Origin of the sequence: Mannheimia sp. USDA-ARS-USMARC-1261 (assembly GCF_000521605.1) — a bacterium.
GTDB lineage: Bacteria > Pseudomonadota > Gammaproteobacteria > Enterobacterales > Pasteurellaceae > Mannheimia > Mannheimia indoligenes.
In genome coordinates, this window is sequence record NZ_CP006942.1 from 1,694,353 (window position 1) to 1,719,139 (window position 24,787).

The following is a 24,787-nucleotide window of genomic DNA, read 5'->3' on the forward strand; positions in this document are numbered from 1 at the left end:
CGATATTATTTTGCAGAAATAAACAAAAATAACGCCCTTTAAAACAGGCTAATCGGGAGAGTTAAAAGTCGGAGAAAGGTAAAAAAAGCGGTGAAATTTTGCAGAGTTTTTGCAAAATTGCACCGCTTGTATTTGCATGATATGGGCTAATTAATATCTAGTTTTGATTGAATAATTTGTATCATCTCTTTTTGGCGAGATTGAATTCTCTCATCAGTCCATTCATCAAAATCAGCCAATCTTCTTGTCAATTCAAAAGACGAAACCTTATTATCAAATTTTCCTTTATAAACATCCTTTTTATCTAAGAAATTACTATTACTTGCTTGTATATTTTTAGAACCTTTTAATAAGGTTAAATTACCTAATGAATTTAATACTTTATTAGCTTGTTCATCTGTGAAATAATTGACCCAATTCAGATTAGGTAAATTCCATTCCTGAGGTAGAATATGTTCAACATGTAAATCTCTTGATATTTCAATAAAACTGACACTATCAACATAATTATACTCTAATAAGATTAAGATTGGTTTAGCCCATTTTTTATAATATATATTATCCCCATTCAGATAATCAAAGTAGTGATTATATTTTCTCAGATTATCAAGAACAATATCTTTTATAACTTCAATATTCTCTTTATTTTTTACAGCCCTAAGTACTTTAAATGATGTTTGTTTCACCCTATTTGCTGTACCGTCAGCAATCCAACTCTGGTAATAATATTTTACCAAGAGACTTTTCAATTCATTAAAATAAGGATAATTAACTTTTTTAGCTGTCGCAAGAACAGATTTCCAATAAGTTGACTGTTCTAAATACTTTAACATACAAATTTCAGGATCGGTTGTATTTCTATTTATCTCTGTAATTTCTTTAAGTAAATAATTAATTTCCATTATAATATCTAAACTACTTTTATCATATAGATATTCTCTCTTAAAGCTACTATCTGCTTCATCCATTTTAATGACTCGATTAGAAAGTAACTTATCAAATTCATTATTCAATGCAGACTGTGCTTTCCCTCCTGTTAAATAATGGAAATAAATATCGAATAAATTACTCATTGACTCATTTGTATCTTTACAAATATCTTCTACACGATCCCACTCACGAGAAAACACAGACATATCTTCTTCATTATCTGACATTCTTTCAAATAATTTGGCTTTTATAATATCAGTAGATGTTAAGTTTAACCCTCTATCATTAATAATACTAAACAATCTAATAGCAAAATTTAAATTACTGCAAGTAATCTTTATTATTACTACTTTTTCTAATAAAAACTCCACAAAAGATGAAATACTATCTATATAATACTCACTATCTTTTTTATTTATAGATTCCTCAATAAGATTTTTAATTACAAAAGCATTTTCTATAAATTGATTTTCATTTTTATACCTATTATCTGTAAAATCAATGCTCTTTTGTATCTTTTGAGAGAAATATCCTTTGTCATTTTCTTTAGGTGAAAGAATTAATTTATTCTCCTCTTCCCCTCTGCTATTATCAATGATGCATTCCCTAACTCTTTTATCCAGCCAATCAGGAAGCTCTAAATTCATATCTCTTAATGCACAAAAAAGGATCGTTAACGTAGTTAATCTTTGCTGACCATCAACAACATCATAGAAAAGTTTATTATTTTTCTTAGATTTTTGAACTAATACTATTGACCCTAAAAAATAGTTTTCTTCATCATTACTAGATTCATCTTCTAATGAACTATTATATGAATCAATAAGATCATACCAAAGCTGCTCCACTTGATCTTTTTTCCAAGAATAAGGACGTTGATAACTTGGAATATGGTACTCAGACTTCCCAAAAATTTCTTCTAAGGGCTGGACTTCTGGATTAAAGTTGAAATTACTCATAAAATTTCTCTCTTAAAAATGGTTAAAAATTGCCTAATTTTCACATAATCAAAGCAAGCAAGCAAGCAAGCAAGCAAGCAAGCAAGCAAGCAAAATTATTTTAACCTTTTGATTTTAATACGAAATATCTTCTCTTCCTAAAATCTCATCAATCTTCTTCAACGCCTCTAACCCGCCCATTTCCAAACTCAAAAAGTGCATTTTCGGTACGCCGGCATCTATCGGGTTAATGCGGATTAAGCCGCCTTTTTTCTGTTTGGCGGTGCGTTCGGAAAAATTGCGGACTGTTGGTACGGCTTTTCCTGCACCGATTTCAATCACCACAGGGCGTTGGGGTTTGCGTAGCCATTCATCAAGTAGGGCTTGTTTGCCGAGTTGGAAGCCCTCCGCATAGCTCCAATCGTTGAACATCAGTACATTTTGGCGAGCCAAGCCGCCGCAATCAGGGCAATGTGGTGCATCATTTAATACGGTGCAGTTTTCATCATCGGTAATCGGTTGATAATTGTATGACCACCAAGATTTGCTTTGGCAATTTGCCACGCATTGCAAGCGGTCTAATGTGCCGTGACATTCGTAAATGCGAGCCTCTGAAAAGCCAGCTTTGCGGAAATGCCCATCCACATTGCTGGTAAATACAAAATAGCCGTGTGGCTTGCTTTCTGCCCAGCGTTTGAGAATTGCATAGCCTTCGTGTGGTTCGGCTTGGCGATATTGGTTTAAGCGGTGGGCGAAAAACCATTTTGCTAGTTCGGTATGTTGTTGATAGGCAAGCGGTGTCGCCAGCTCCATAAAATGCAAATTAAATTTTTTGAGCGGTGGATAGGCGTTCCAAAGCCCGCCGACGCTGCGGAAATCAGGCAATCCGCTATCCACCGATATTCCCGCCCCTGCGGTAATTAAAATGCCGTCTGCTTGGCGGATAAGGCCGGCGGCGTAAGTTAGATCGTTTTTCATTATTCTCTCCTTGTTTTTTTATGATTTTACTCAATCAACACGACAATTTATGTCGTATAAATTACAACATATCAAAAATCACTACTGAAAAATCATCCGTTTTTCTCACAAATCGTTGGAGAAAATGCAACCGCACATCGTTGTCCTGACTTTGTTGCCAAAGAAAGTTCAGTCTTCCTTGTGAAATTCTGTCGTGTAATCCATCACTACAAAGTAATAAACTCTCGCCTTTTTCAAGCTGAAATTAAGTTGTATGGATACGAAAATCATCTGCCTCAAAATCAGCAACAAGGCAATCAGTCAAGCCGTTGTAGATTGAAGCGTACTGTGTATGTTCATCAGCCAAACCTTGTCGCTTCATTTCTGTCAGCATCGTGTGATCGATACTTAGCTGCTGCCACTCCCCATTTACCGTAATTTTATAAGCTCGGCTGTCGCCCACATTTAGAATTTTGCCTTTACCATTAGCGTGCAATTCACAACCAACAAAGGTGCTGCTTATACCAAAATGAGAAGTTGCATATTTTTCACAAAGTGCAAATTGCGTGGCTCGCAACCAGCTTGAATTTAGTGCTTGGCATTTACTCAACTGCTCCATTAAGAAGCGGCTGGCAAGTTGAGAGTGATGACTATGTGAAACGCCGTCCGCTACACCGAAAATCACATTTTCTCTATCCAAAATATCACTTTCGGCATTTTTCAGTTGCCATTGATAAACCGCTTTGCCGTTAAAAAGTGTGTCTTGGTTTTTCTTGTGCTTGTTGCCGACTTGTTGGCAGAAGGTGAGTTGAAAAGGCATTAGCGTCTCCTGTTTTATGAAAATTGCTCTGCAATACAGGCGAATAGGTGAAATTAAAAGTCGGAAAAATACTAATTTTTCGGTGAATATCACAAAATTAGCCCGAAATCCGTATTTGTTTTGTGGTAAGGTATGGCTCAAATAAAGGAGAACCTTATGCAAGATTTATCCACACCAACCAGTGCCAACATTCTGTTCTATTCCGCCCAACAAGATGCGCAAATTGAAGTGCAATACTTAGATGAAACCTTTTGGCTGACACAAAAAAGTATGGCGGAATTGTTTGGAGTTGAAGTACCGGCGATATCGAAACACCTCGATAATATTTATAGTTCCGGAGAACTTGTTCAAAATGCAACCATTTCCAAAATGGAAATAGTTCGCCAAGAAGGCTCCCGAATGGTGAAACGAAAAGTCGATTTTTATAACCTCGATGCCATTATCGCTGTCGGCTACCGTGTGAATAGCCGAGAGGCAACCCAGTTCCGCATTTGGGCGACCAATACTTTGCGTGAATTTATCATCAAGGGTTTTGTGATTGACGAACAACGTTTAAAACAGGGCAATCAGTTTGGGCAAGATTATTTCGAGCAACTGGTTGAGAAAATTCGGGAAATTAGGGCATCTGAACGCCGTTTTTACGAGAAAATTACTGATTTATATGCTTTATCTTCCGATTACGATCCGAAATCATTACTAACCCGACAATTTTTTGCCAGCGTGCAAAATAAATTGCATTGGGCAATTACAGGACAAACTGCCGCAGAGATGATTTATCACAAGGCTGACAGCCAAGTACCTAATATGGGGCTGACCAGTTGGCGAAATGCCCCTGACGGTAAAATTTTAAAAAGCGATGTTTCTGTGGCTAAAAACTATTTGGAAGAGGCTCATATCAGCGAACTTAATCGCTTGGTCTCTGCCTATTTAGATTTGGCAGAAAACCGTGCCAGACGGCAAATTCTGATGAATATGGCTGAATGGGAAACGTTTTTAAATAATTTCTTGATGCTTTCTAACTACCCGATTTTGCAAGATAGCGGCAAAATCAGTGCTGAAATGGCAAAAATTAAAGCCGAAACGGAATATGAGAAATTCCGTGTTATTCAAGATAAAACCTTTAAAAGTGATTTTAATCGTTTTTTGGAAGAAACCACCCATATTCAAAACTAATACAAGCGGTATATTTTGCATTATTTTTTGCAAAACATACCGCTTACTTTATCTAAACACTCTCTTTTTCTATATCCCAAATATCTTCGCCAAACTTGCGTAGCCACCATTTGAGCATCTCGTTATCAGCAACAGTGGTTTGGAAACGGTAATGTGCTTCCGATTCTTCAAGGATTTTTTGATCTTTACTGATCGGTGTCTCTGTTAAATGGAAGCCTGCATCTCTACTAATTGAGAAAGTCAAACGGACTTTTTCTCCGCTACCAAAACCGAGATGGCCGTCATTTTGATAGGCTTTCAGATCAAAATCTTTCGGGCGTTCAAAGGTAAAAGTGGATATTTCTGCTTTGCGAATACGATGCAGAGCAAGCAGCCGATTATCTTCAAATCCTTCATAACGACAGACCAGATAAATACTTGCCCCTTGTTGAGCAATCGCCAAAGGCATAACAGTTGCCGAGTGCTTTTTACCAAATTGGTTTTGATATTCAATTTTCAGAAAGCGGTTTTGAAACAGAGCTTGGCTAACGGCGGAAAAAATCTCATCTTTGATTTTTGCCGGCACGAGTGGCAAGCTGGTTGGTGTCGAACAGACTTTATTTAGCCATTGATATTCGGGCTTGTCTTTACTGCCTGATACCATTTTATCTGCCTGCTCAAAAAAGGGTTTCATGGATGCCATTAAATTTGCCGGAAGGAGGTATTTTAACTGCTGTTCTGCCAATTTCAGCAAAAGCGATTGTTGTTCATTGAGAATCGGCAAAGCCAACCCTTCCGAGCGAAGTTTCCAGCTATATCCGTAGGGCTTACTTCTTTCATCACATTCAATATCAAAATGCTCACACAGCACTTTTAGCGTGCGTTGAATGCTTCTTAAATCTCGCTCAAAGCCTGCATCCAGTATCTGTTGATGTAAGGTTTTCGCATCAATTTTCTGCGGTAGCTTGAGAATACGACGTAAAATTTCTAATTGCAGTAGTGTTGCATCAATATCACTAGGTCTTTTTGCCATAATGTTCTCCATAAAAATATGCTGGAATTATAGCAAGAACAAGCGGTAAAATTTGGGAAATTTTTTGCAAAAAATTCTGAAAATTTGACCGCTTGCGGTATAATCACGCCCTATTTTGCGAGCCCAAAACTGAAAAAAGGAAGAAATAATGTTTGAATTAAACCCAATTAAAAACCAACTTGCTGATTTATCTCAACGAACTGAGGTAATTCGGGGGTATCTTTGACTTTGAGCATAAAGTCGAGCGTTTAGAAGAAGTAAATGCCGAGCTGGAACAACCGGATGTGTGGAATAAGCCGGAAAAAGCCCAAGCCCTCGGTAAAGAAAGAGCGATGTTGGAGCAAATCGTCAATACTATTCGCCAGTTAGAGCAAGGGATTGAAGATGTGGAAGGTTTGATTGAATTGGCGGTGGAAGCCGAAGATCAAGACACATTCAACGAAGCCCAACTTGAGGCCGATGAATTAGAGAAAAAACTGGCAGACTTGGAATTTAAGCGAATGTTCAGCGGCCCGCACGACAGTGCCGACTGCTATTTGGATCTACAAGCCGGCTCAGGTGGAACAGAAGCCCAAGACTGGACGGAAATGTTGCTGCGAATGTACTTACGTTGGGCGGAAAGCAAAGGCTTTAAAGCGGAATTGATGGAGGCCTCGGACGGTGATGTGGCAGGGATTAAATCCGCCACGGTAAAAATTTCCGGCGAATATGCCTACGGTTGGTTTAGAACCGAAACCGGTATTCACCGCTTGGTGCGTAAAAGCCCGTTTGATGCGAACAACGGCCGCCATACTTCGTTCTCGGCTGCCTTCGTTTACCCTGAAGTCGATGACGATATTGATATTGAGATCAATCCGGCTGATTTGCGTATTGATGTGTATCGTGCATCGGGTGCGGGTGGTCAGCACGTTAATAAAACCGAGTCGGCGGTGCGTATCACCCATATGCCGAGCGGGATTGTGGTGCAGTGTCAGAACGGGCGTTCGCAACATCAAAATAAAGATCAAGCGATGAAACAGCTTAAAGCAAAACTCTATGAGTTGGAAATGAGCAAGAAAAATGCCGAGAAACAGGCGATGGAAGATAACAAATCCGACATCGGCTGGGGCAGTCAGATCCGCTCTTATGTGTTGGACGACTCTCGCATTAAAGACCACCGCACCGGTGTGGAACATCGCACTACGCAACAAGTGTTAGACGGCGATTTGGATAAATTTGTCGAGGCGAGTTTGAAAGCAGGGCTTTAATTTACAAATTTTCGAGTAAAAATAACCGCTTATATTCCTCCTATTTAAGGAGGAATATCATCTCAGGTAATCAAATGAATATTTTCGACTCTCTTCAATTTAGCATTAGCGTAACATTACCCACTATTTTATTAATGTTATTTGGGATTTTTCTACGCAAGCGAAAATTCATTGATGATGCCTTTTGCAATATGGCGTCAAAGGTGGTGTTTAACTTTACGCTACCGCCAATGATTTTCTTCAATATGCTAAAAAGCCCGTTGGATTTCTCAAGCCAAATTACCTTAATTTCCACCGGTGTGGGAGGGTCGATATTAATTTATTTATGGGCGGAATGGTGGGCGGCACGCCACATTGAAAACAGGCGTTATCGCTGTATTTTCACGCAAGGGACATTTCGTACAAATGCCGCAATTTTAGGCATTGCTTTAATCCTCAATGCCTATGGTGATAAAGCATTAGCGGCTGCTTCGGTCTATATTTCCTGCTTAGTGATTACCTTTAATGTGCTGGCAGTGATTACGCTAACTTCGTCATTGAGCGAGAAAAAAATCAATGTGGGTAGATTGCTCCTTTCGATTTTGAAAAATCCATTGATTTTAGCCGTAATTGCAGGCTTAATTTTTAACTATTTTAAATTAGCTGCTTCAATTCCCAAACCGCTTGAATCCGCTGGCAAATTAATGGCAAGCTTAACACTCCCACTCGCTTTAATTTGTACAGGAGCAAGCATTAATTTCAAACAATTGAAGCAATTTAATCAAGGAACAGAAAGTACCATTAATAAAATCGTGCTGTTTTCTGCTTCCATTCGGTTAATTTTCGCCCCTATTTTCTTTCTCCTGCTCGGTAAATTTGTATTTAAACTGCCACCGATGGAACTCGGCATAGCCTTTGTTGCTGCCTCTGCTCCTGTGGCAGCAGCTACTTATGCAATGACGAGAAGCTACGGTGGAGATGGTGAAGCCGCAGCAAATTTAATCGGCATCACTACTCTTGGCTCAATGTTCAGTGCCAGCATCGGGCTATTTTTATTAAGACAACTAGGCTGGGTTTAGCCTCTCATTTAAGGAATGCTCTTGGAATATCGTTACTACATCACCACCGCCATTGTGGTTGTGGTACTACAACTATTTTTATATAGCTTTGCAAAAACAATCGGCTGGTTGTTTAATTTGTCGGCAAGAAGCCAAAAAATCACTCACCTTATTACATTTTTAGCCATTAACACAATGGTTATTTTGCACGTTACTCGCACATTTACCCTATTTCGGGTAATGGCATTTGTATTGGTACTTTTGCTATTTGCATTTTTTGTGAGTTTTTTGACCGCTTGCATTTACAAACTAACCAAAGGAAATCCTTCCGTTAATCGTAGCTTGAAAGTCATCTACCCTTTTGCCTTCTTAGGCTTAATCGGGCTTGGCTTTTACAATGCCTATGTGCCAACGGTAGTTCATTATTCCATTAAAATAGATAAACCGTTAGACAAACCACTCCGCATTGGTATGGCAAGCGATCTCCATTTAGGAAAATTATTTGGGGCTAAACAACTTGACCAACTGGCAGAGATTTTTAATCAAGAAAAAGTCGATTTGATTTTGCTACCCGGCGATATTATGGACGATAACCTCGAATTTTATCGCTCAGAAAATATGCAAAACTCATTTTCTAAACTCAAAGCACCATTAGGCGTTTATGCCACACTAGGCAATCACGATTTCTTTGGGGCTCAGGAAAGTATTGCACAGGCTATTCGTAACGCCGGCATTACTGTTTTATGGGATCAAGCGGTCGAAATTAATGGAAAATTTGCAATTGTTGGGCGTAATGATGATTTAGTCAAAAATCGCCCTTCTGCCGAGCAATTATTGCAATCAGTAAATACCAAATTGCCTGTGTTCTTGCTCGACCACCGCCCAACTGAAATTGAAAAACACGCCAAATTACCGATTGATATTCAAGTTTCAGGGCACGCTCACAAAGGGCAAGTTTTCCCTGCCAGTATTATTACCAAAATAATATATAGACTGCATTACGGCTATGAAAAAATCGGGTTGGGGCATTATTTTGTAACCTCAGGCTACGGTTTCTGGGGTGTCCCGATGCGGTTAGGCTCGCAATCTGAAGTGATGATTATTGATGTGGAAGGGAAAGATTTTTAATCATAGGGTGAAACTTGCCCGCTATTGCGATATAAATTGAAATAATTAGTAGGGCAAGCCACTAACATCAACAAACATCACCACAAAAACAAGCTGACAAAAATGGAGAACTGCTTGCAAAATTTTCCGCAAATCTGACCGCTTGACATCATTATTTTGTGATCTATATCACAGTCATTTTTCCTCACTTTCGCTATACTTTTCATATAGTTAATTTCGAGGAGTTTTATATGAGCGAGTTTGTCCTCAACGATCATCCACACCGCCGTTTTAATCCGCTGAAAAATCAGTGGATTTTAGTTTCTCCGCATCGGGCAAAACGTCCGTGGCAGGGGCAACAAGAAGAAGTCGTGCAAGACGATAAGCCGAGCTACGATCCAACTTGCTATCTCTGCCCCGGCAATAAACGCATCACCGGTGAACAAAACCCGAATTATACCAAGCCGTTTGTGTTTAAAAATGACTTCTCTGCTCTGTTGCCTGACACGCCGGCTCCAGAGGCAAATGACGATCCACTGTTCCAAATCTCACACACACAAGGTGAAAGCCGTGTGATTTGCTTTTCGCCCGATCACAGCAAAACTTTACCACAACTCTCGGTTGATGAAATTACCGATGTAGTAACAGTTTGGCAAGAACAGGCAAATGAGCTGAAAGAACGTTATCAATGGGTACAAATTTTTGAAAATAAAGGCTCGACAATGGGCTGCTCTAACCCTCACCCACACGGGCAAATTTGGGCGAGTAATTTTCAGCCGAATGAAATCACCATTGAAGATGAATGCCAAGCCAATTATTTTGAGAAATATGGCTCACTACTTTTATTAGATTACGCTAAGCGTGAATTAGATAAAAAAGAGCGAATTGTAGTAGAAACGGAAGATTGGCTTGCCGTTGTACCTTACTGGGCGAGCTGGCCGTTTGAAACATTGTTACTGCCGAAAGCGAAGCAATTTAAGTCGATTACCGATCTGAACGAAGCGGAAAAAGCTGATTTAGCCTTAGCATTAAAAAAACTCACGACTCGCTACGATAACTTATTTAACATTAGCTTCCCTTATTCAATGGGTTTCCACTTTGCTCCGTTTAACGGCAAAGAAAATACACATTGGCAACTGCACGCCCATTTTTATCCGCCGTTGTTGCGTTCTGCTACCGTACGTAAATTTATGGTCGGCTATGAAATGATGGCAGAAACCCAGCGTGATTTAACCCCGGAACAAGCGGCAGAACGTTTAAATGCGGTAAGTGATACTGAACACTATAAAGATAAGAAACCACAAATCGAAAAATAAGGAATTTGAATGAAACCACAAGAAATTGCTATTCAAAAATTTGAAGAACATTTTGGTTATAAAGCAGAACGCACGGTATTTGCTCCGGGCAGAGTGAATATTATTGGCGAACACACTGATTATAACGACGGATTTGTTATGCCTTGTGCGATTAATTACGGCACGGCGGTAAGCTTTGCTAAACGTGATGATAACAAATGGCGAGTGTTCGCCCTTGATATTAACGAACAAGATGAATTTGACCTAAGCCAACCAATTGAGCCAAGTGAACACAAATGGGCGAACTATGTGCGTGGTGTGGTGAAATTTGTGCAAGTAAAATGCCCTGATTTCAAACAAGGGGCTGATTTAGTGATTACCAGCGATGTACCTATGTCATCAGGTTTAAGTTCTTCCGCAGCTCTTGAGGTATCAATTGGTAAAACAGCTCAATTGTTGGGAGATTTGCCGCTTTCTCATACTCAAATCGCATTAATTGGACAAGAAGCAGAGAATAAATTTGTCGGCTGTAATTGCGGAAATATGGATCAACTCACCTCTGCTTTAGGACAAAAAGATCATTTTTTAATGATTGACTGCCGTAGCCTTGAGATTAGTCCAACGCCTGAACCACAAGGTTATTCAATCGCCATTATTAACTCCAATGTGAAGCACGACTTAGTAACGGGTGAATACAACAGCCGCCGTGAACAATGCGAATTTGCCGCTCACTTCTTCGGTAAAGCAAAATTGCGTGATGTAAGTGCAGAGCAATTTATTGAACGAGCCGCAGAACTGCGTGATGCTAATGAACTTGCCTATAAACGTGCAAAACATATCATCAGCGAAAATCAGCGTGTGCTAGAAGCCGCAGAAGCCTTAAAAGCGAATAATATGGTTAAATTGGGCGAATTAATGGCAGCTTCGCACGACTCTATGCGTGATGATTTTGAGATTACCTGTCCTGAAGTCGATTGCTTGGCTGAAATCGCCCAACAAGCAATCGGTAAAAATGGCGGAGCAAGAATGACAGGCGGTGGCTTTGGAGGTTGTGTAGTATGCTTAGTGCCAAATGATAAAGTGGAAGATCTTCGCCAAGCCGTTGCTGAACATTATGAAAAGCAAACAGGCATTAAAGAAACCTTCCATTTATGTACGGCTTGTGATGGAGTGCGTGAGGTCTAAAATCTCCCGACCTAGCACAAGCCGTGCTAGGTTAAATTATCCTAGCTCCTTCGGAGCTGAAAAATAAGAGCCACAGCGTGGCTCAGATTTCTAATCCCATACGGCTCGTATGGGGCAAAGAGGTATATTATGAACCTATTCACCATCGAAAACTCATTTTTAAAAATTACCTTGTCAGATCTAGGGGCCACTTGGCTCTCTTGTGTAGTAAAAATGCCTAGTGAAGAGCGTGAAGTATTAGTAACCACTTCTGCAAAAGATTGGCAAAAACAGACCGCTTTCTTTGGGGCAAGCATTGGGCGTTACTCCAACCGCATTGCCAATGCGGAATATTCACTTAACGGCAAAACCTATCGGCTTGCCAAAAATAATGGCAATCATAATTTGCACGGCGGCACGCTCGGCGGTGATAAAGTAGTTTGGAAGATGGAAAGCCAGAGCGAACAAGCGGTCAAATTTAGTTATATTTTTGCAGATAATGAGGAAGGCTTTGGTGGTGAAGTGAGAGCCTTTGTAGAATATCGTTTAACCGATAATGAACTGCAAATCAGCTTTGATGCAACAACAAATCAAGATACACCACTTTGTTTAACCAACCACGCTTATTTTAATCTGCAAGGTTCAGAAAATATCTTAGATCACAAGTTGATGATTAATTCTGAGGCGTATTTGCCGGTGGATTCAAGCGGTATTCCGAATGCTCCGCTTAAAAAGGTGGAAGGCACAGGTTTTGACTTCCGCACGGCTAAAAAAATCGGGCAAGACTTATTAGCTGATGACGACCAAAAAGCGGTAAAAGGTTACGATCACGCCTTTCATCTTACAAAAAATAGTGAAAATCTGACCGCTTGTTTAGCTGTGAAAGATTTAAAAATGGAACTCCGCACCTCAATGCCTGCCTTGCAGGTTTATACTGGCAACTGGCTAAAAGGGCAACCGAATTTGACTAATGGCGAATATGGAGATTATGCAGGCGTGGCGTTAGAGCCAGAGTTTTTCCCAAATTCCGTGAATCAACCTGAATTATTACAATTTGGCGGCATAACCAAAGCCGGAGAAAATTATCATCATACGATAAGTTATCGGTTTATAATTTGAGAAAAAATAGGCAGGTAAAACCTGCCTATCATTATTTACTGCATTAACGTTTTAACTAAGCTTATCACTTCTTCAATCTGTTTTGACGAAAGAGCTCCTTCAGTTGCAAATCTAACTTTGCCCGATTTATCCAATACCGCAATAAAACTCTCTTTTTCTTTTAGATTCCACGCTTTTCTAACATTGCCTTGTTGATCTAACACGACTTGGCTACGTGGATTTTCTAATTTACCGTCTTCAACATTATTTTTCACAAAAAGTCCTGTTCCCACAATCGCATCGTCCGCATTTACAATGGTTAATGTTTGATATTTTGTAGGATCAAAGGCTGCATTTTTTAATGCGTTAATTAATGCGTCATTTTTACTCTTTACTGAACTTCTTGCTGCAAAATGAAGCACTACTCGCACTTTTCCGGCAACGGCTGATGAATTCCAACTTTTATAAGCAATTTTGCCTGATTGAATCACTAATTCGCCATCTTTTGCCACCGAAACGGCTGGTAAAGATTGATTTAATTTTACATTATGAGCAAAACTCATATTTGCAAAAAATAGTCCAAAAATAACCGCTAGTTTTCCGACTTTTCTCATTTTTTCTCCTCGTTTTTATAAAAACCGACATAACTCTGTAAACAAAAGAAACGATTTTACCCAAATTTTTGTTTAAAAGAAAAGCATTCGATGAATTTTTCTACTCGTTAATTCATTGAATTTGTGGTATTTTAACAGGCGTTTTTATAACATCAATTTTTTATACCACTTAACACAATTTAAGGAGTTTTTATGCAACAAGGTGGCGGAATGGAAATGATCTTTATTCTGATTGTTTTCGGTGCAATTTTTTATTTTATGATTTATCGTCCACAGGCAAAACGCCAAAAACAACAACGTGAATTACTGGCAAGCCTCGCAAAAGGCGAAGAAGTATTAACCAGTGGTGGTTTAATCGGTAAAATTACAAAAGTAACCGCAGATAATGATAACATCGTTATCGCATTAAACGACACAACTGAAGTAACCATTAAGCGTGATTTCGTGGTTGCTGTATTACCTAAAGGCTCATTAAGATCTCTTTAATGCCTCTAATCAAACCTTAACATTTGGGGATTTATTGTGTTAAACCGTTTCCCTCTATGGAAGAATTTAATGGTGATCTTCGTGATCGCCATTGGTGCTTTATATGCCCTTCCAAATTTATATGGCGATGATCCGTCTGTACAAATTTCCGGTACTCGTGGACAACAAGCCACACCAGAAACCCTTACTCAAGTTCAATCTACGCTTTCATCAATGAACATTCAGCCAAAATCAGCCGTGTTAGAAAATGGTTCGATCTTGGTTCGTTTAGAAAGTGCTGAACAACAACTTCCAGCCAAAGAAAAAATCTCTGAAGCATTGGGTAATAACTATTCTGTTGCATTAAACCTTGCACCGGCAACACCAAAATGGCTCTCAGATATTGGCGGAAGCCCGATGAAACGAGGCTTAGACTTGCTTGGTGGTGTTCGTTTCTTAATGGAAGTGGATATGAACACCGCTCTTGCTAAACAGCAAGATACCTTACAAGACAGCTTGCGTAATGATTTCCGCAAAGAAAAACTGCAATATAAAGCGGTCAAAAAAGGTGAAAATTTTGCAACTGAGATTGAGTTTGTTGATAACGAAACAGCTGAAAATGCGGTTCGTTTAATTCGCCGCTCTCACCCAACGCTTGATATTTTAGTTAAAGATAATAACGTAACTTTAACCCCGTCAGAGCAAGCTCTTTCTGATTCTCGTAGTATGGCAATTGAGCAAAATCTTTCAATTTTGCGTAAGCGTGTAGAAGAACTAGGCGTTTCAGAACCAACCATTCAGCGTCAAGGTGCTGACCGCATTGTTGTGGAATTACCGGGCGTGCAAGATACTGCTCGTGCAAAAGAACTTTTAGGAGCAACTGCAACCCTTGAGTTCCGTTTAGTAAATACAGAAGCAAATTTAGCTTCTGCAGCTAAAGGGATTGTACCAGCCGATTCTGAAGTACAAAACACACGTGATGGTGAACCAGTTGTATTACGTCGTAAGCCGTCTTTAGGTGGCGAGCATATTATTGATGCGACCGCCGGTAAAGATGATCGCGGCTTACCGCAAGTAAGTATCAAATTAGATACTGAAGGTGGCGATATGATGGGCGAAATTACTAAAATGGCAATTAAAAAGCCAATGGCAACCCTTTATACCGAATTTAAAGATTCAGGTCGTAAAGATGCAAACGGCAAAGTCATTCTTGAAAAACACCAAGAAGTAATTAACGTAGCAACTATCCAAACCCGTTTAGGCAACCAATTCCAAATCACAGGTATTAACTCACCGGCTGAAGCTCAAAATCTTGCTGTTTTACTACGTTCAGGTGCATTAATTGCTCCAATCGTGATTGTGGAAGAACGTACTATCGGGGCATCGCTTGGTGCAGATAATGTTAAACAAGGTATGGAAGCAAGTATGTTAGGCTTAGGCTTAACCATTTTATTCTGTTTAGCATTTTATAAAATGTTTGGGGTATTTGCCTCTATAGCATTGGTTGCTAATATGATTTTAACCATCGGCTTAATGTCATTAATTGGGGCAACACTTACAATGCCGGGTATTGCGGGTATTGTACTGGCAGTGGGTATGTCGGTAGATGCGAACGTGTTGATCTATGAGCGTATTAAAGAAGAAATTCGTAACGGTCGCTCTATTCAACAAGCTATTCACGAAGGCTATAGTGGTGCATTCTCAAGTATTTTTGACTCGAACCTCACCACCATTTTAACCTCTCTTGTGCTGTATGCGGTAGGAACAGGTCCGGTAAAAGGCTTTGCAGTAACGCTTGCTTTAGGGGTAATTATTTCTATGTTTACAGCAATTACAGGTACTCGAATGCTGGTAAACTGGGTTTATGGTGGCAAACGCGTGAAGAAACTTTGGATTTAAGGTGGAATAAATGGCTATTGAAAATGTAAAACAAGATGTAGCAGACATTAAACTGCCTTATAAATTAATTCCGTTTATGAAATACCGCTTCATCGGTTTCATTTTTTCGATGATTGTGTCTGCATTATGTATTTTCACAATTGTAACGAAAGGATTTAACTGGGGCTTGGATTTCACAGGCGGTACGGTAATTGAAACCCAATTCTCTCAACCAGCAGATTTGTCAAAACTGCGTAGCGAGCTTGAAAATAGCGGCTATGGTAGTGCTTTAGTGCAAACAACAGGCAGTCAAAAAGATTTAATGATCCGCTTGTCTGCTAATGCCGGCGATATGAGCGTGGGAAATAAAGTGATGGAGATGATCCATCAAAAATTAGATCCAAATGCAACGATTAAAAGTATTGAGTTCGTTGGACCTAACGTAGGTGAGGAGCTTACACAAGGAGCAATTTATGCCACCCTTGCCACACTTGCGATGTTACTTATTTATGTAGGTACACGATTTGAATGGCGTTTAGCGGTAGGTGGTATTGTTGCTTTATTCCACGACGTATTGGTTACACTTGGGGTATTCTCTTTCTTACAGATCGAGCTAGATCTCACATTTGTGGCGGCGATTTTATCGGTAGTGGGTTACTCACTAAACGACTCAATTGTTGTGTTTGACCGTGTGCGAGAAAACTTCTCAAAAATTCGCCGTCTAAGTTCAATCGAAGTAGTGGATATTTCATTAAGCCAAACGCTTTCTCGTACTTTAATGACCTCTGTTACCACCCTCTTTGTGGTATTAGCCCTATTCTATTTAGGTGGTCCAACACTTCATAGCTTCTCGCTTGCATTATTGATTGGTATTGCTTTTGGTACTTATTCATCAATTTATATTGCAATCGGTGTAGCACTACAACTTGGCTTGAAACGTGAACATATGGTTCAGCCTAAAGTTGAAAAAGAAGGTGCAGATCAAGAAGCCTTTATTGATTACTGATTAACGGTAAGACAAAAGCAGGATTTATTCCTGCTTTTCTTTTTTTACTTACGCAAACGTTTGCCAATTAATTTAAATTTCTGTAGAATTCGCCCACAAAATTTCCCATTTTATTTTTTCTTTGAGGTTTTTATGTCCTTATTTAAATTTGAAGAACGTGGTTCAAACGTTCGTCAAGAAGTGATCGCAGGTTTAACTACATTTCTCGCAATGGTTTATTCTGTGATTGTTGTGCCTGGAATGTTAAGCCAAGCAGGCTTTCCTGCGGAATCCGTATTTATTGCTACCTGTTTAGTTTCAGGTTTAGGTTCAATTTTAATTGGCTTATGGGCAAACGCACCAATGGCAATTGGTTGTGCAATTTCTCTAACTGCTTTTACCGCCTTTAGCTTAGTGCTTGGGCAACAAGTTTCTGTTCCTGTTGCCCTAGGGGCAATTTTCTTAATGGGTGTGGTGTTTACCATTATTTCTGCAACAGGTATCCGCACTTGGATTTTGCGTAATTTACCAAGCAGCATTGCACACGGTGCCTGTATCGGTATCGGTTTATTCCTACTCATTATTGCAGCAACTAACGTTAAATTAGTCGTAAATAGTGGTATGGATATCCCGGTAAAATTAGGCGATTTTACCTCATTCCCCGTATTAATGTCTTTAATTGGTTTAGCCGCTATTATTGGTTTAGAAAAGCTAAAAATAAAAGGTAGTATTTTATGGGTAATCATCGCAATTACCATTGTTGGGCTAATTTTTGATCCTAACGTAAAATACGCAGGCTTTTTCAAAATGCCAAGCTTTGGAGAAAATTCACTGTTTTTAAGTCTTGATATTATGGGGGCATTAAATACAGCCATTTTGCCTGTAGTATTTGCCTTAGTGATGACTGCAATTTTTGATGCAACAGGCACAATTCGTGCTGTAGCAGGTCAAGCTAATTTATTAGATAAAGACGGTCAGATTATTAATGGTGATAAAGCCTTAACCTCCGACTCTTTCGGCTCAATTCTATCAGGCTTATTCGGCACCGCCCCCGCAGCAGTTTATATTGAATCAGCAGCAGGTACAGCCGTTGGCGGTAAAACCGGTTTAACGGCGGTAGTGGTGGGTATCGGCTTCTTATTTATGCTGTTCTTCCAACCCCTTGCATTCTTAGTACCAAGCTATGCTACTGCCCCTGCGTTAATGTATGTGGGATTATTGATGTTAAGCAATGTTTCAAGATTAGATTTTAGTGATTTCGTTGGTGCAATGGCAGGTCTTGTATGTGCGGTATTTATTGTACTAACCGCAAACATCGTAACCGGTATTATGTTAGGTTTCGCAACACTCGTGATTGGTCGCTTAATTTCAGGCGAAGCAAGCAAGTTAAACTTAGGTACAGTTATTATTGCTATTATTTTAGTAGCATTCTATGCCTTTGGTTTGGCTATCTAATTTGCAAAAAATAGATGCAAAAAGACCGCTCGTAAACATTTTTTATCTGGCCATAAACTGACAGTTCATAAATTAACTTAAATATAGAGCTCTGTACTGTACAGAGCTCTATTTTTTTAAGCTTAGTTTATTCATTCTATAATAACGAATATATTTGTATAACGCTGTTCCAAATCAACAATGTAGAAAATTGACAACAATAAAAAATCTGCACCTTAATCAGTTGGTTTAATTGTTCAACTTTTGGGGTGCAGATCAAGCGGTCAAATTTGCTAAAAACTTTGCAAATTATAATACGTTCACGCAGTTTAAGTCTTCGAAAGATTGCTCTAAGCGTTTAGACATAGACTCTTCCATTTTGCGTAACCAAACACGTGGGTCGTAGTATTTTTTGTTTGGTGCATCAGGGCCGGTTGGGTTACCTAATTGACCTTGTAAGTATGCTTCATTTGCTTTGTAGAATTGAAGGATACCGTCCCACGCTGCCCATTGGGTATCAGTGTCGATGTTCATTTTGATTGCACCGTAGCTGATCGCTTCACGGATTTCTTCACGAGAAGAACCTGAACCACCGTGGAAAACGAAGTCTAATGATTTCGCCGGTAAGCCACGCTCTTTAGATACGAACTCTTGTGAAGCTCCTAAAATAGACGGTTTTAATTTTACATTACCCGGTTTGTAAACACCGTGTACGTTACCAAATGCCGCCGCGATAGTGAAACGTGGGCTAATTGGGCTTAATTGGTCGTAAACGTATAATACTTCAGACGGTTGAGTGTAAAGTTTAGATTCATCTACATCTGAGTTATCAACGCCGTCTTCTTCACCACCAGTTACACCGATTTCAATTTCAAGGGTCATACCGATTTTGTCCATACGAGCAAGATACTCACGGCAGATTTCCATATTTTCTTCGATTGGCTCTTCAGATAAATCGATCATATGTGATGAGAATAATGGACGACCTGTTTCTGCAAAGTGTTTTTCGCCCGCTTCTAGTAAGCCGTCAATCCAAGGAAGTAAGTTTTTCGCAGCGTGGTCTGTATGAAGAATAACAGGCACACCGTATTCAACCGCTAATTGATGAACGTGTTTTGCACCTGCAATCGCACCTAATACATCTGGGCGAGCACCTGAAGTTGGCTTGATGCCTTTACCTGCGTAGAATTGTGCACCACCGTTTGAGAATTGTACGATTACCGGTGATTTAACACGAGCTGCTGTTTCTAGTACTGCATTTACAGAGTCAGAACCTACACAGTTTACTGCAGGAATCGCGAAGTTGTGTTCTTTAGCGTAAGCGAAAACTTTTTGTACGTCGTCGCCTGTTACTACGCCCGGTTTTACGATGTTTAATAATGACATTTTTTGCTTCCTTTGTATGAAATGTGCAAATGCACATTGTTAAAATACGCGGTCAAATTTGCAATATTTCATTGAAATTTGACCGCTTGTAATCAATTAACCGTTTGCACGTTTCTCTAAAATTTCCACTGCCGGTAATACTTTACCTTCAACGAATTCTAAGAACGCACCGCCACCGGTTGAAATGTAAGAAATTTTATCTTTGATGCCGAATAAATCAATAGCCGCTAATGTATCACCACCGCCTGCGATAGAGAATGCACCATTTGCAGTTGCTTCAGCAATCGCATTTGAAATGATTTCAGTACCTTTGCGGAAGTTAGGGAATTCAAACACGCCTACCGGACCATTCCAAAGAATCGTTTTTGAATTGCGGATAATTTCAGCTAATTGCTCGGCTGATTTATCACCGATATCGAAAATAGATTCGTCTGCTTGTACTTCGTTCACCGCTTTTTCAGTTGCCGGTGCAGTTTCAGAGAATTCGGTGCCTACACGCACATCAACAGGCACAGGAATGTTCGTTACTTGTGCTAAGCGTTTTGCTTCAGGGATTAAATCTTCTTCGTATAATGATTTACCTACTGCGTTACCTTCTGCTGCAATAAAGGTATTTGCGATACCGCCACCCACGATTAATTGGTCAGCGATTTTTGATAAGCTGTCTAAAACCGTTAATTTAGTAGAAACTTTTGAACCACCTACGATTGCCAACATTGGACGTTGTGGTTCTTTTAATGCTTTGCCTAACGCATCTAATTCCGCTGCTAATAACGGACCTGCACAAGCTACAGGGGCATATTCTGCTACACCATAAGTTGAACCTTCTGCACGGTGAGCCGTACCGAAAGCATCCATTACAAATACATCACAAAGTGCGGCGTATTTTTTCGCTAATTCAGGATCGTTTTTCTTTTCACCTTTGTTGATACGCACGTTTTCAAGCACAACAATTTCGTTTTCTTTTACATCAACGCCGTCTAAGTAATCACGCACTAAACGAACCGGAACACCTAAGTCTGAAGCATTTAAGTAATCTACCACAGGTTGTAACGAATTTTCTTCTTCAAATACACCTTCAGTCGGGCGACCTAAGTGAGAAGTTACCATTACTTTAGCCCCTTTTTGTAAGGCTAATTTTAACGTTGGAATAGTTGCCACAATACGAGCATCCGATGTTACTTTACCATCTTTTACCGGCACGTTAAGGTCAGCACGAATAAATAAGCGTTTACCTGCTAAATCAAGGTCAGTCATTTTAATAACAGACATAGTTTGTTCCTCTTTTGATTAGAATTTAAAAAGTGATAACAACTTGATTATATCAGCTTCTAATCATTTTGAGCTAACCTAGATCAAATAAAGTGATAATTTTTATAAATTTTCTGAAAATATTTCTATTTAACAATTTTTTAACCTTTTTTAAATAAAAAGTTCTGGTATAGTGAAAAAACCTTCGATTTAAGATAACAAAATGATTAGGAGTTTATATGTCTAGCACAGCTAAAAATCCTTTAAGAGGGTTAATTATACTTGCTGTTGATATTGTGATTTTCTTTCTATTACTGCAATATCTTCCTTTCAGTGAACAAGAAAATAGAGGCTTAGCCCTGCTTGTTTTTATTGGTATTCTTTGGCTTACTGAAGCCTTCAATATTACCGTAACTGCCTTGATGGTGCCGATATTTGCTATCGGGCTTAACGTACTACCCACCAAAGCCGCTTTTGCTCCATTCTCAGAACCAATTATTTTTATGTTCTTCGGAGGGTTTGTGATTGCAGCGGTGTTAAATATCCAAAAAATCGATCTTTGGATTGCTAATCACGTTATCCGCTTAGCCAAAGGTAATTTAAAACGTACCGTTATTTATCTATTTGCGGTAACCGCTCTACTCTCCCTCTTTATTAATAATACCGCTGTAGCCGCAATGATGTTGCCACTCACACTTGGTATTCTACACAAAGTAGATCTTAAAACTAACCGTAACCTTTATGTTTTCGTATTACTAGGAATTGCCTTTAGCTCCAGTATCGGCGGTATTGGCACACTAGTTGGCTCTGCACCAAATGCGTTATTGGCTTCTCAGATTAAAATCTCATTCTCTGAGTGGCTACCATACGGTATGCCGGTTGCAATTTTGCTGATGATTGCAATGGTTATCAGCTTACTCGTTATGCTAAAGCCAAACTTTAACGTGCCGTTTGATGTTGAAATTGAAGATTCGAAACTCAATGGGAAACAACTTGCTACTCTCATCATTTTTATCATTACTGCAATTTTATTGACTTTTAGTAGCTATATTGAGCCTTTTATCCGCAATGCCTTAATGTTAAAAGAATCAATTAAAAATTTTGATGCAGTAATTGCAATGGTCGCAGTTGTCGCACTTTGTATTTGTAACACCGCTACTTGGTCTGAAATTCAAGGACGTACCGAATGGGGAGTGTTAATGCTATTTGGTGGCGGATTAGTATTAAGTATTGTGTTACGAGAAACAGGTGCGAGTAAGATTCTAGCAGATACTATCGTTAATTATATCGGTACGAAGCATTGGCTGATTATGACCTTAGTAATGACAGGCTTCATTGTATTTTTAACTGAGTTTACTTCAAATACCGCAAGTGCAGCCTTGATGTTACCAATCTTTATTACGATTGCAAATTCGCTCGGTTTACCGCCAATTTCGTTAGCGGCAATCATTGCTTGTGGTGCTTCTTGTGCCTTTATGTTGCCTATTGCAACCCCTCCAAATGCAATTGTATTTGCAACAGGTTACATCAAGCAAAGCGAGATGGTAAAAGTCGGTCTTATACTAAATATTTTCTGTGTAACCATTATTGGTTGCTTGTCTTATTTCTTCTGGATGACTTGGCATTAATAGCAAAAAATTATGCTTTTTTAACCGCTTGTAAAAGTAAAAAGCTGTTTGAATACGCATTCAAACAGCTTTATTTATATGTTTCACTCTACAGTGAATTAAAGAAAATCACTAAAATAATCACAGGGATCACAAAGCGAACGTAATTAAACCAAATATTAGTCAATGTTTTACCCGCTCCAAGCTCTTCTTTTGCTTCATCTTTTAATACAAAACCGACAAAAATAGCACTACCTAATGCGGTTAAAATGAAGAGAATATTTCCGCTGATATAATCGAAGGCATCAAAAATGCTTTTGCCCATAATTTGCACATCTTTTAGCACATTATCACTTAATGCTGACGGGATATTGCCTAGTATAAAAATGGTTGCTAAGGTAATAAAAATTGCTTTCTTACGGCTGATATTTGCTTTTTCTTGAAGAGCAGTAATAATCACTTCATAAATTGTTAATGAGGTGGTTAAAGCCGCAACAACCAACAAAGCAAAGAAAATAATCGCAAAAATCGTACCGCCCCACATATTTGAGAAAACAATCGGCAAACTTTGGAAAACTAATGTCGGACCAGAGTTCGGTGCAACACCAAAGCTGAATAGCGATGGGAAGATCATAAAACCGGCAAGAACCGCAATAATCGTATTCATCACGCCCGTAATAGTCGCCGTTTTAACGAGGTTTTCATTTTTATCTAAATAGCTTGAAAGCGTAATTAACACACCAAACCCTAGACTTAATGCAAAGAACACCTGCCCTAATACAAACACAAAAAGTTTTGGCGTGATTTTAGAGAAATCAGGCATCAGATAAAATTTAATTCCCTCAACCGCTCCCGGTAAAGTTACATTGCGGATAACCATTACCAGTAAAAACACAAATAGAATCGGCATCAAGTATTTAACTGAACGCTCAATACCATCAACGATTCCTTTCACTAAAATAAAATAATTTACCAGCACAAAAATAGCAGTATAAGTAATAATAATCACCGGACTATTAAAAATGCTTTGTTGGAAAAATTGATAAGTGGTTTCTACCGTAACAGGCGTTGAGAGGTCAAGGTTGCCCGTAATTAGGCTACCAATATAATTGAGTACCCAACCACCGAGCACCATATAATATGCCAGAATACCAAATGCACCAAGTAACCCCATATAGCCTAGTATTTTCCAAGCAGGGGAGATTTTCTTACCATTTGCCGAACCACCGAAGGCATCAACGGCATTCACTCGCATTCTTCTGCCAATCACATTTTCGACTAAAATCATTGGAATGCCGATCACAATCATTGCAATGCAGAATAGGAATACATAAGCACCGCCACCGTTTTCCCCCACTAAATATGGGAAACGCCACGTCGCTCCAAACCCTACAGTTGCTCCTGCAACAGTCATAATATATGCCAATCTGCTAGACCACGATTGACGCTCTTCATTTTGATTTGCCATTTGATACTCCATAGGCATAAAAATAAAAAATAACGATTAAATAATAAACACAAGCGGTGAAATTTTTAAAAAAATTTGCAAATGATTAGGAAAATAACGCAAATAGTTCGCCGACTTTAATTCGGGAATCCGCTTTCTGCCCAATTGAACGCTGCACTTGCACTGATGTAATTTGAGCCGATTGATAAATCAGCCGAGTAAAATCAGTGTCGTGATTTGAAATTAATACAGGAATGCCCTGCTCTTTCATCTCTAGGGCAAGATTTGCCAAGCGAGCTTGCTGTAACAAACTAAATCCCCCTCCTGCGTATTGAGTAAAGTTAGTCTCTTGCAATAACGGGGCATAAGGAGGATCGCAATAGATAACACAATCTATCGCACTATTTTTTACCAGCTCAAACACCTGTTCAAAATCCGCACAAACAAAAGTCGCTTTTTGAGCTTTTTCTGCAAAAAACCGCAACTCATTTTCAGGGAAATAATGGGTTTTATAACGCCCAAACGGCACATTATAACCTTTTTTCTGGTTATAACGACATAACCCGTTATAACCAAAACGATTTAAATAGAGAAAAATAACCGAACGGCGAAAAATATCTTTTGAACGATTAAATTCCTCACGGCGTGCTTTATAAAAGGTTTCAGTATTCGCTTTTGGGTGTAGAAAAAGCAATTTTGTTTGAGCGATATAATGCTCAACATCTGCTTTTACCGTATTGAAAAGATTAATTAAATCAGGGTTAATATCGGCAAGGATATAGTGTTCAAAGTCAGTATTCAGAAACACCGAACCCGCACCGACAAAAGGCTCAACTAGACAAGCCTTTTTCGGCAAATGGGTTTGAATATCTGAAATAAGGCGATATTTACCGCCCGCCCATTTTAAAAAGGCTCGGTGTTTAGAATGACTCATTTAAATTT

General features: G+C 39.1%; 21 protein-coding genes. 12 read left to right on the forward strand and 9 right to left on the reverse strand.

Features of this window, described 5'->3' with window-relative positions; translation table 11 throughout:
• Window positions 1-146 precede the first annotated feature (146 nt).
• The 3 genes from X781_RS08130 to X781_RS08140 all read right to left on the reverse strand — a co-directional run bounded on the left by X781_RS08130 (window position 147) and on the right by X781_RS08140 (window position 3,645).
• Window positions 147-1,889 carry a DUF262 domain-containing protein gene (locus X781_RS08130; RefSeq protein WP_025236390.1) on the reverse strand — a complete coding sequence of 581 codons (1,743 nt, stop codon included), beginning with the start codon at window positions 1,887-1,889 and terminating at the stop codon, window positions 147-149.
• 114 nt (window positions 1,890-2,003) lie between these two features.
• On the reverse strand, window positions 2,004-2,846 hold the full coding sequence (locus X781_RS08135) for an SIR2 family NAD-dependent protein deacylase (protein ID WP_025236391.1): 843 nt from the start codon (window positions 2,844-2,846) through the stop codon (window positions 2,004-2,006).
• A 244-nt stretch (window positions 2,847-3,090) separates the two neighbouring features.
• Entirely contained in the window at window positions 3,091-3,645 is a 555-nt protein-coding gene (locus X781_RS08140; protein WP_235068739.1) for a PP2C family protein-serine/threonine phosphatase, read from the reverse strand.
• Between the two features lie 156 nt (window positions 3,646-3,801).
• On the opposite strand from X781_RS08140, the gene X781_RS08145 reads away from it, so the two are divergent.
• Window positions 3,802-4,818: a virulence RhuM family protein gene (locus X781_RS08145; protein WP_025236392.1), complete on the forward strand. Its 1,017-nt coding sequence runs from the start codon at window positions 3,802-3,804 to the stop codon at window positions 4,816-4,818.
• 52 nt (window positions 4,819-4,870) lie between these two features.
• On the opposite strand, the gene X781_RS08150 is transcribed toward X781_RS08145, so the two are convergent.
• A complete protein-coding gene (locus X781_RS08150; protein ID WP_025236393.1) occupies window positions 4,871-5,830 on the reverse strand; it encodes a helix-turn-helix transcriptional regulator in 960 nt (319 codons plus the stop codon).
• 148 nt (window positions 5,831-5,978) lie between these two features.
• Between X781_RS08150 and prfB the strand changes: the two genes are divergently transcribed.
• From prfB to X781_RS08180, 6 genes are all read left to right on the forward strand, one after another.
• Window positions 5,979-7,077, forward strand: a protein-coding gene (gene prfB, locus X781_RS08155) for a peptide chain release factor 2 (RefSeq protein ID WP_144084211.1) whose coding sequence is annotated in 2 segments (ribosomal slippage) — window positions 5,979-6,053 and window positions 6,055-7,077 — 1,098 coding nt in all. Because the reading frame shifts where the segments join, the coding sequence is not laid out codon by codon here.
• Between the two features lie 74 nt (window positions 7,078-7,151).
• Entirely contained in the window at window positions 7,152-8,135 is a 984-nt protein-coding gene (locus X781_RS08160) for an AEC family transporter (protein WP_038643997.1), read from the forward strand.
• A 21-nt stretch (window positions 8,136-8,156) separates the two neighbouring features.
• Window positions 8,157-9,242 (forward strand): metallophosphoesterase, encoded by a 1,086-nt coding sequence (locus X781_RS08165; protein ID WP_025236396.1) that lies wholly within the window; start codon window positions 8,157-8,159, stop codon window positions 9,240-9,242.
• Window positions 9,243-9,472: 230 nt separating this feature from the next.
• On the forward strand, window positions 9,473-10,537 hold the full coding sequence (gene galT, locus X781_RS08170) for a galactose-1-phosphate uridylyltransferase (protein WP_025236397.1): 1,065 nt from the start codon (window positions 9,473-9,475) through the stop codon (window positions 10,535-10,537).
• A 9-nt stretch (window positions 10,538-10,546) separates the two neighbouring features.
• The gene (gene galK / locus X781_RS08175) at window positions 10,547-11,701 is read left to right on the forward strand and encodes a galactokinase (protein ID WP_025236398.1); all 1,155 of its coding nucleotides are present in this window, start codon (window positions 10,547-10,549) and stop codon (window positions 11,699-11,701) included.
• Window positions 11,702-11,830: 129 nt separating this feature from the next.
• The gene (locus tag X781_RS08180) at window positions 11,831-12,799 is read left to right on the forward strand and encodes a galactose-1-epimerase (protein WP_025236399.1); all 969 of its coding nucleotides are present in this window, start codon (window positions 11,831-11,833) and stop codon (window positions 12,797-12,799) included.
• Window positions 12,800-12,834: 35 nt separating this feature from the next.
• On the opposite strand, the gene X781_RS08185 is transcribed toward X781_RS08180, so the two are convergent.
• Window positions 12,835-13,392: a YtfJ family protein gene (locus X781_RS08185; RefSeq protein ID WP_025236400.1), complete on the reverse strand. Its 558-nt coding sequence runs from the start codon at window positions 13,390-13,392 to the stop codon at window positions 12,835-12,837.
• 192 nt (window positions 13,393-13,584) lie between these two features.
• Between X781_RS08185 and yajC the strand changes: the two genes are divergently transcribed.
• The 4 genes from yajC (at window position 13,585) to X781_RS08205 (ending at window position 18,175) form a co-directional block, all read left to right on the forward strand.
• Window positions 13,585-13,878 carry a preprotein translocase subunit YajC gene (gene yajC / locus X781_RS08190; RefSeq protein ID WP_025236401.1) on the forward strand — a complete coding sequence of 98 codons (294 nt, stop codon included), beginning with the start codon at window positions 13,585-13,587 and terminating at the stop codon, window positions 13,876-13,878.
• Window positions 13,879-13,914: 36 nt separating this feature from the next.
• Window positions 13,915-15,756 (forward strand): protein translocase subunit SecD, encoded by a 1,842-nt coding sequence (gene secD, locus X781_RS08195; protein ID WP_081732114.1) that lies wholly within the window; start codon window positions 13,915-13,917, stop codon window positions 15,754-15,756.
• A gap of 10 nt (window positions 15,757-15,766) precedes the next feature.
• Window positions 15,767-16,741 carry a protein translocase subunit SecF gene (gene secF, locus X781_RS08200; RefSeq protein WP_025236403.1) on the forward strand — a complete coding sequence of 325 codons (975 nt, stop codon included), beginning with the start codon at window positions 15,767-15,769 and terminating at the stop codon, window positions 16,739-16,741.
• A 132-nt stretch (window positions 16,742-16,873) separates the two neighbouring features.
• The gene (locus tag X781_RS08205; protein WP_025236404.1) at window positions 16,874-18,175 is read left to right on the forward strand and encodes an NCS2 family permease; all 1,302 of its coding nucleotides are present in this window, start codon (window positions 16,874-16,876) and stop codon (window positions 18,173-18,175) included.
• 288 nt (window positions 18,176-18,463) lie between these two features.
• On the opposite strand, the gene fbaA is transcribed toward X781_RS08205, so the two are convergent.
• Both fbaA and X781_RS08215 read right to left on the reverse strand, forming a co-directional pair.
• Entirely contained in the window at window positions 18,464-19,540 is a 1,077-nt protein-coding gene (gene fbaA / locus X781_RS08210) for a class II fructose-bisphosphate aldolase (RefSeq protein ID WP_025216893.1), read from the reverse strand.
• A gap of 96 nt (window positions 19,541-19,636) precedes the next feature.
• Complete coding sequence (locus X781_RS08215) at window positions 19,637-20,812, reverse strand: phosphoglycerate kinase (protein WP_025236405.1); 1,176 nt, start codon at window positions 20,810-20,812, stop codon at window positions 19,637-19,639.
• A 218-nt stretch (window positions 20,813-21,030) separates the two neighbouring features.
• On the opposite strand from X781_RS08215, the gene X781_RS08220 reads away from it, so the two are divergent.
• On the forward strand, window positions 21,031-22,419 hold the full coding sequence (locus tag X781_RS08220; RefSeq protein ID WP_025236406.1) for an SLC13 family permease: 1,389 nt from the start codon (window positions 21,031-21,033) through the stop codon (window positions 22,417-22,419).
• 88 nt (window positions 22,420-22,507) lie between these two features.
• On the opposite strand, the gene X781_RS08225 is transcribed toward X781_RS08220, so the two are convergent.
• Both X781_RS08225 and X781_RS08230 read right to left on the reverse strand, forming a co-directional pair.
• Window positions 22,508-23,866 (reverse strand): sodium-dependent transporter, encoded by a 1,359-nt coding sequence (locus tag X781_RS08225; protein WP_025236407.1) that lies wholly within the window; start codon window positions 23,864-23,866, stop codon window positions 22,508-22,510.
• An 85-nt stretch (window positions 23,867-23,951) separates the two neighbouring features.
• Entirely contained in the window at window positions 23,952-24,779 is an 828-nt protein-coding gene (locus X781_RS08230) for a Dam family site-specific DNA-(adenine-N6)-methyltransferase (protein ID WP_025236408.1), read from the reverse strand.
• Window positions 24,780-24,787: the final 8 nt, after the last annotated feature.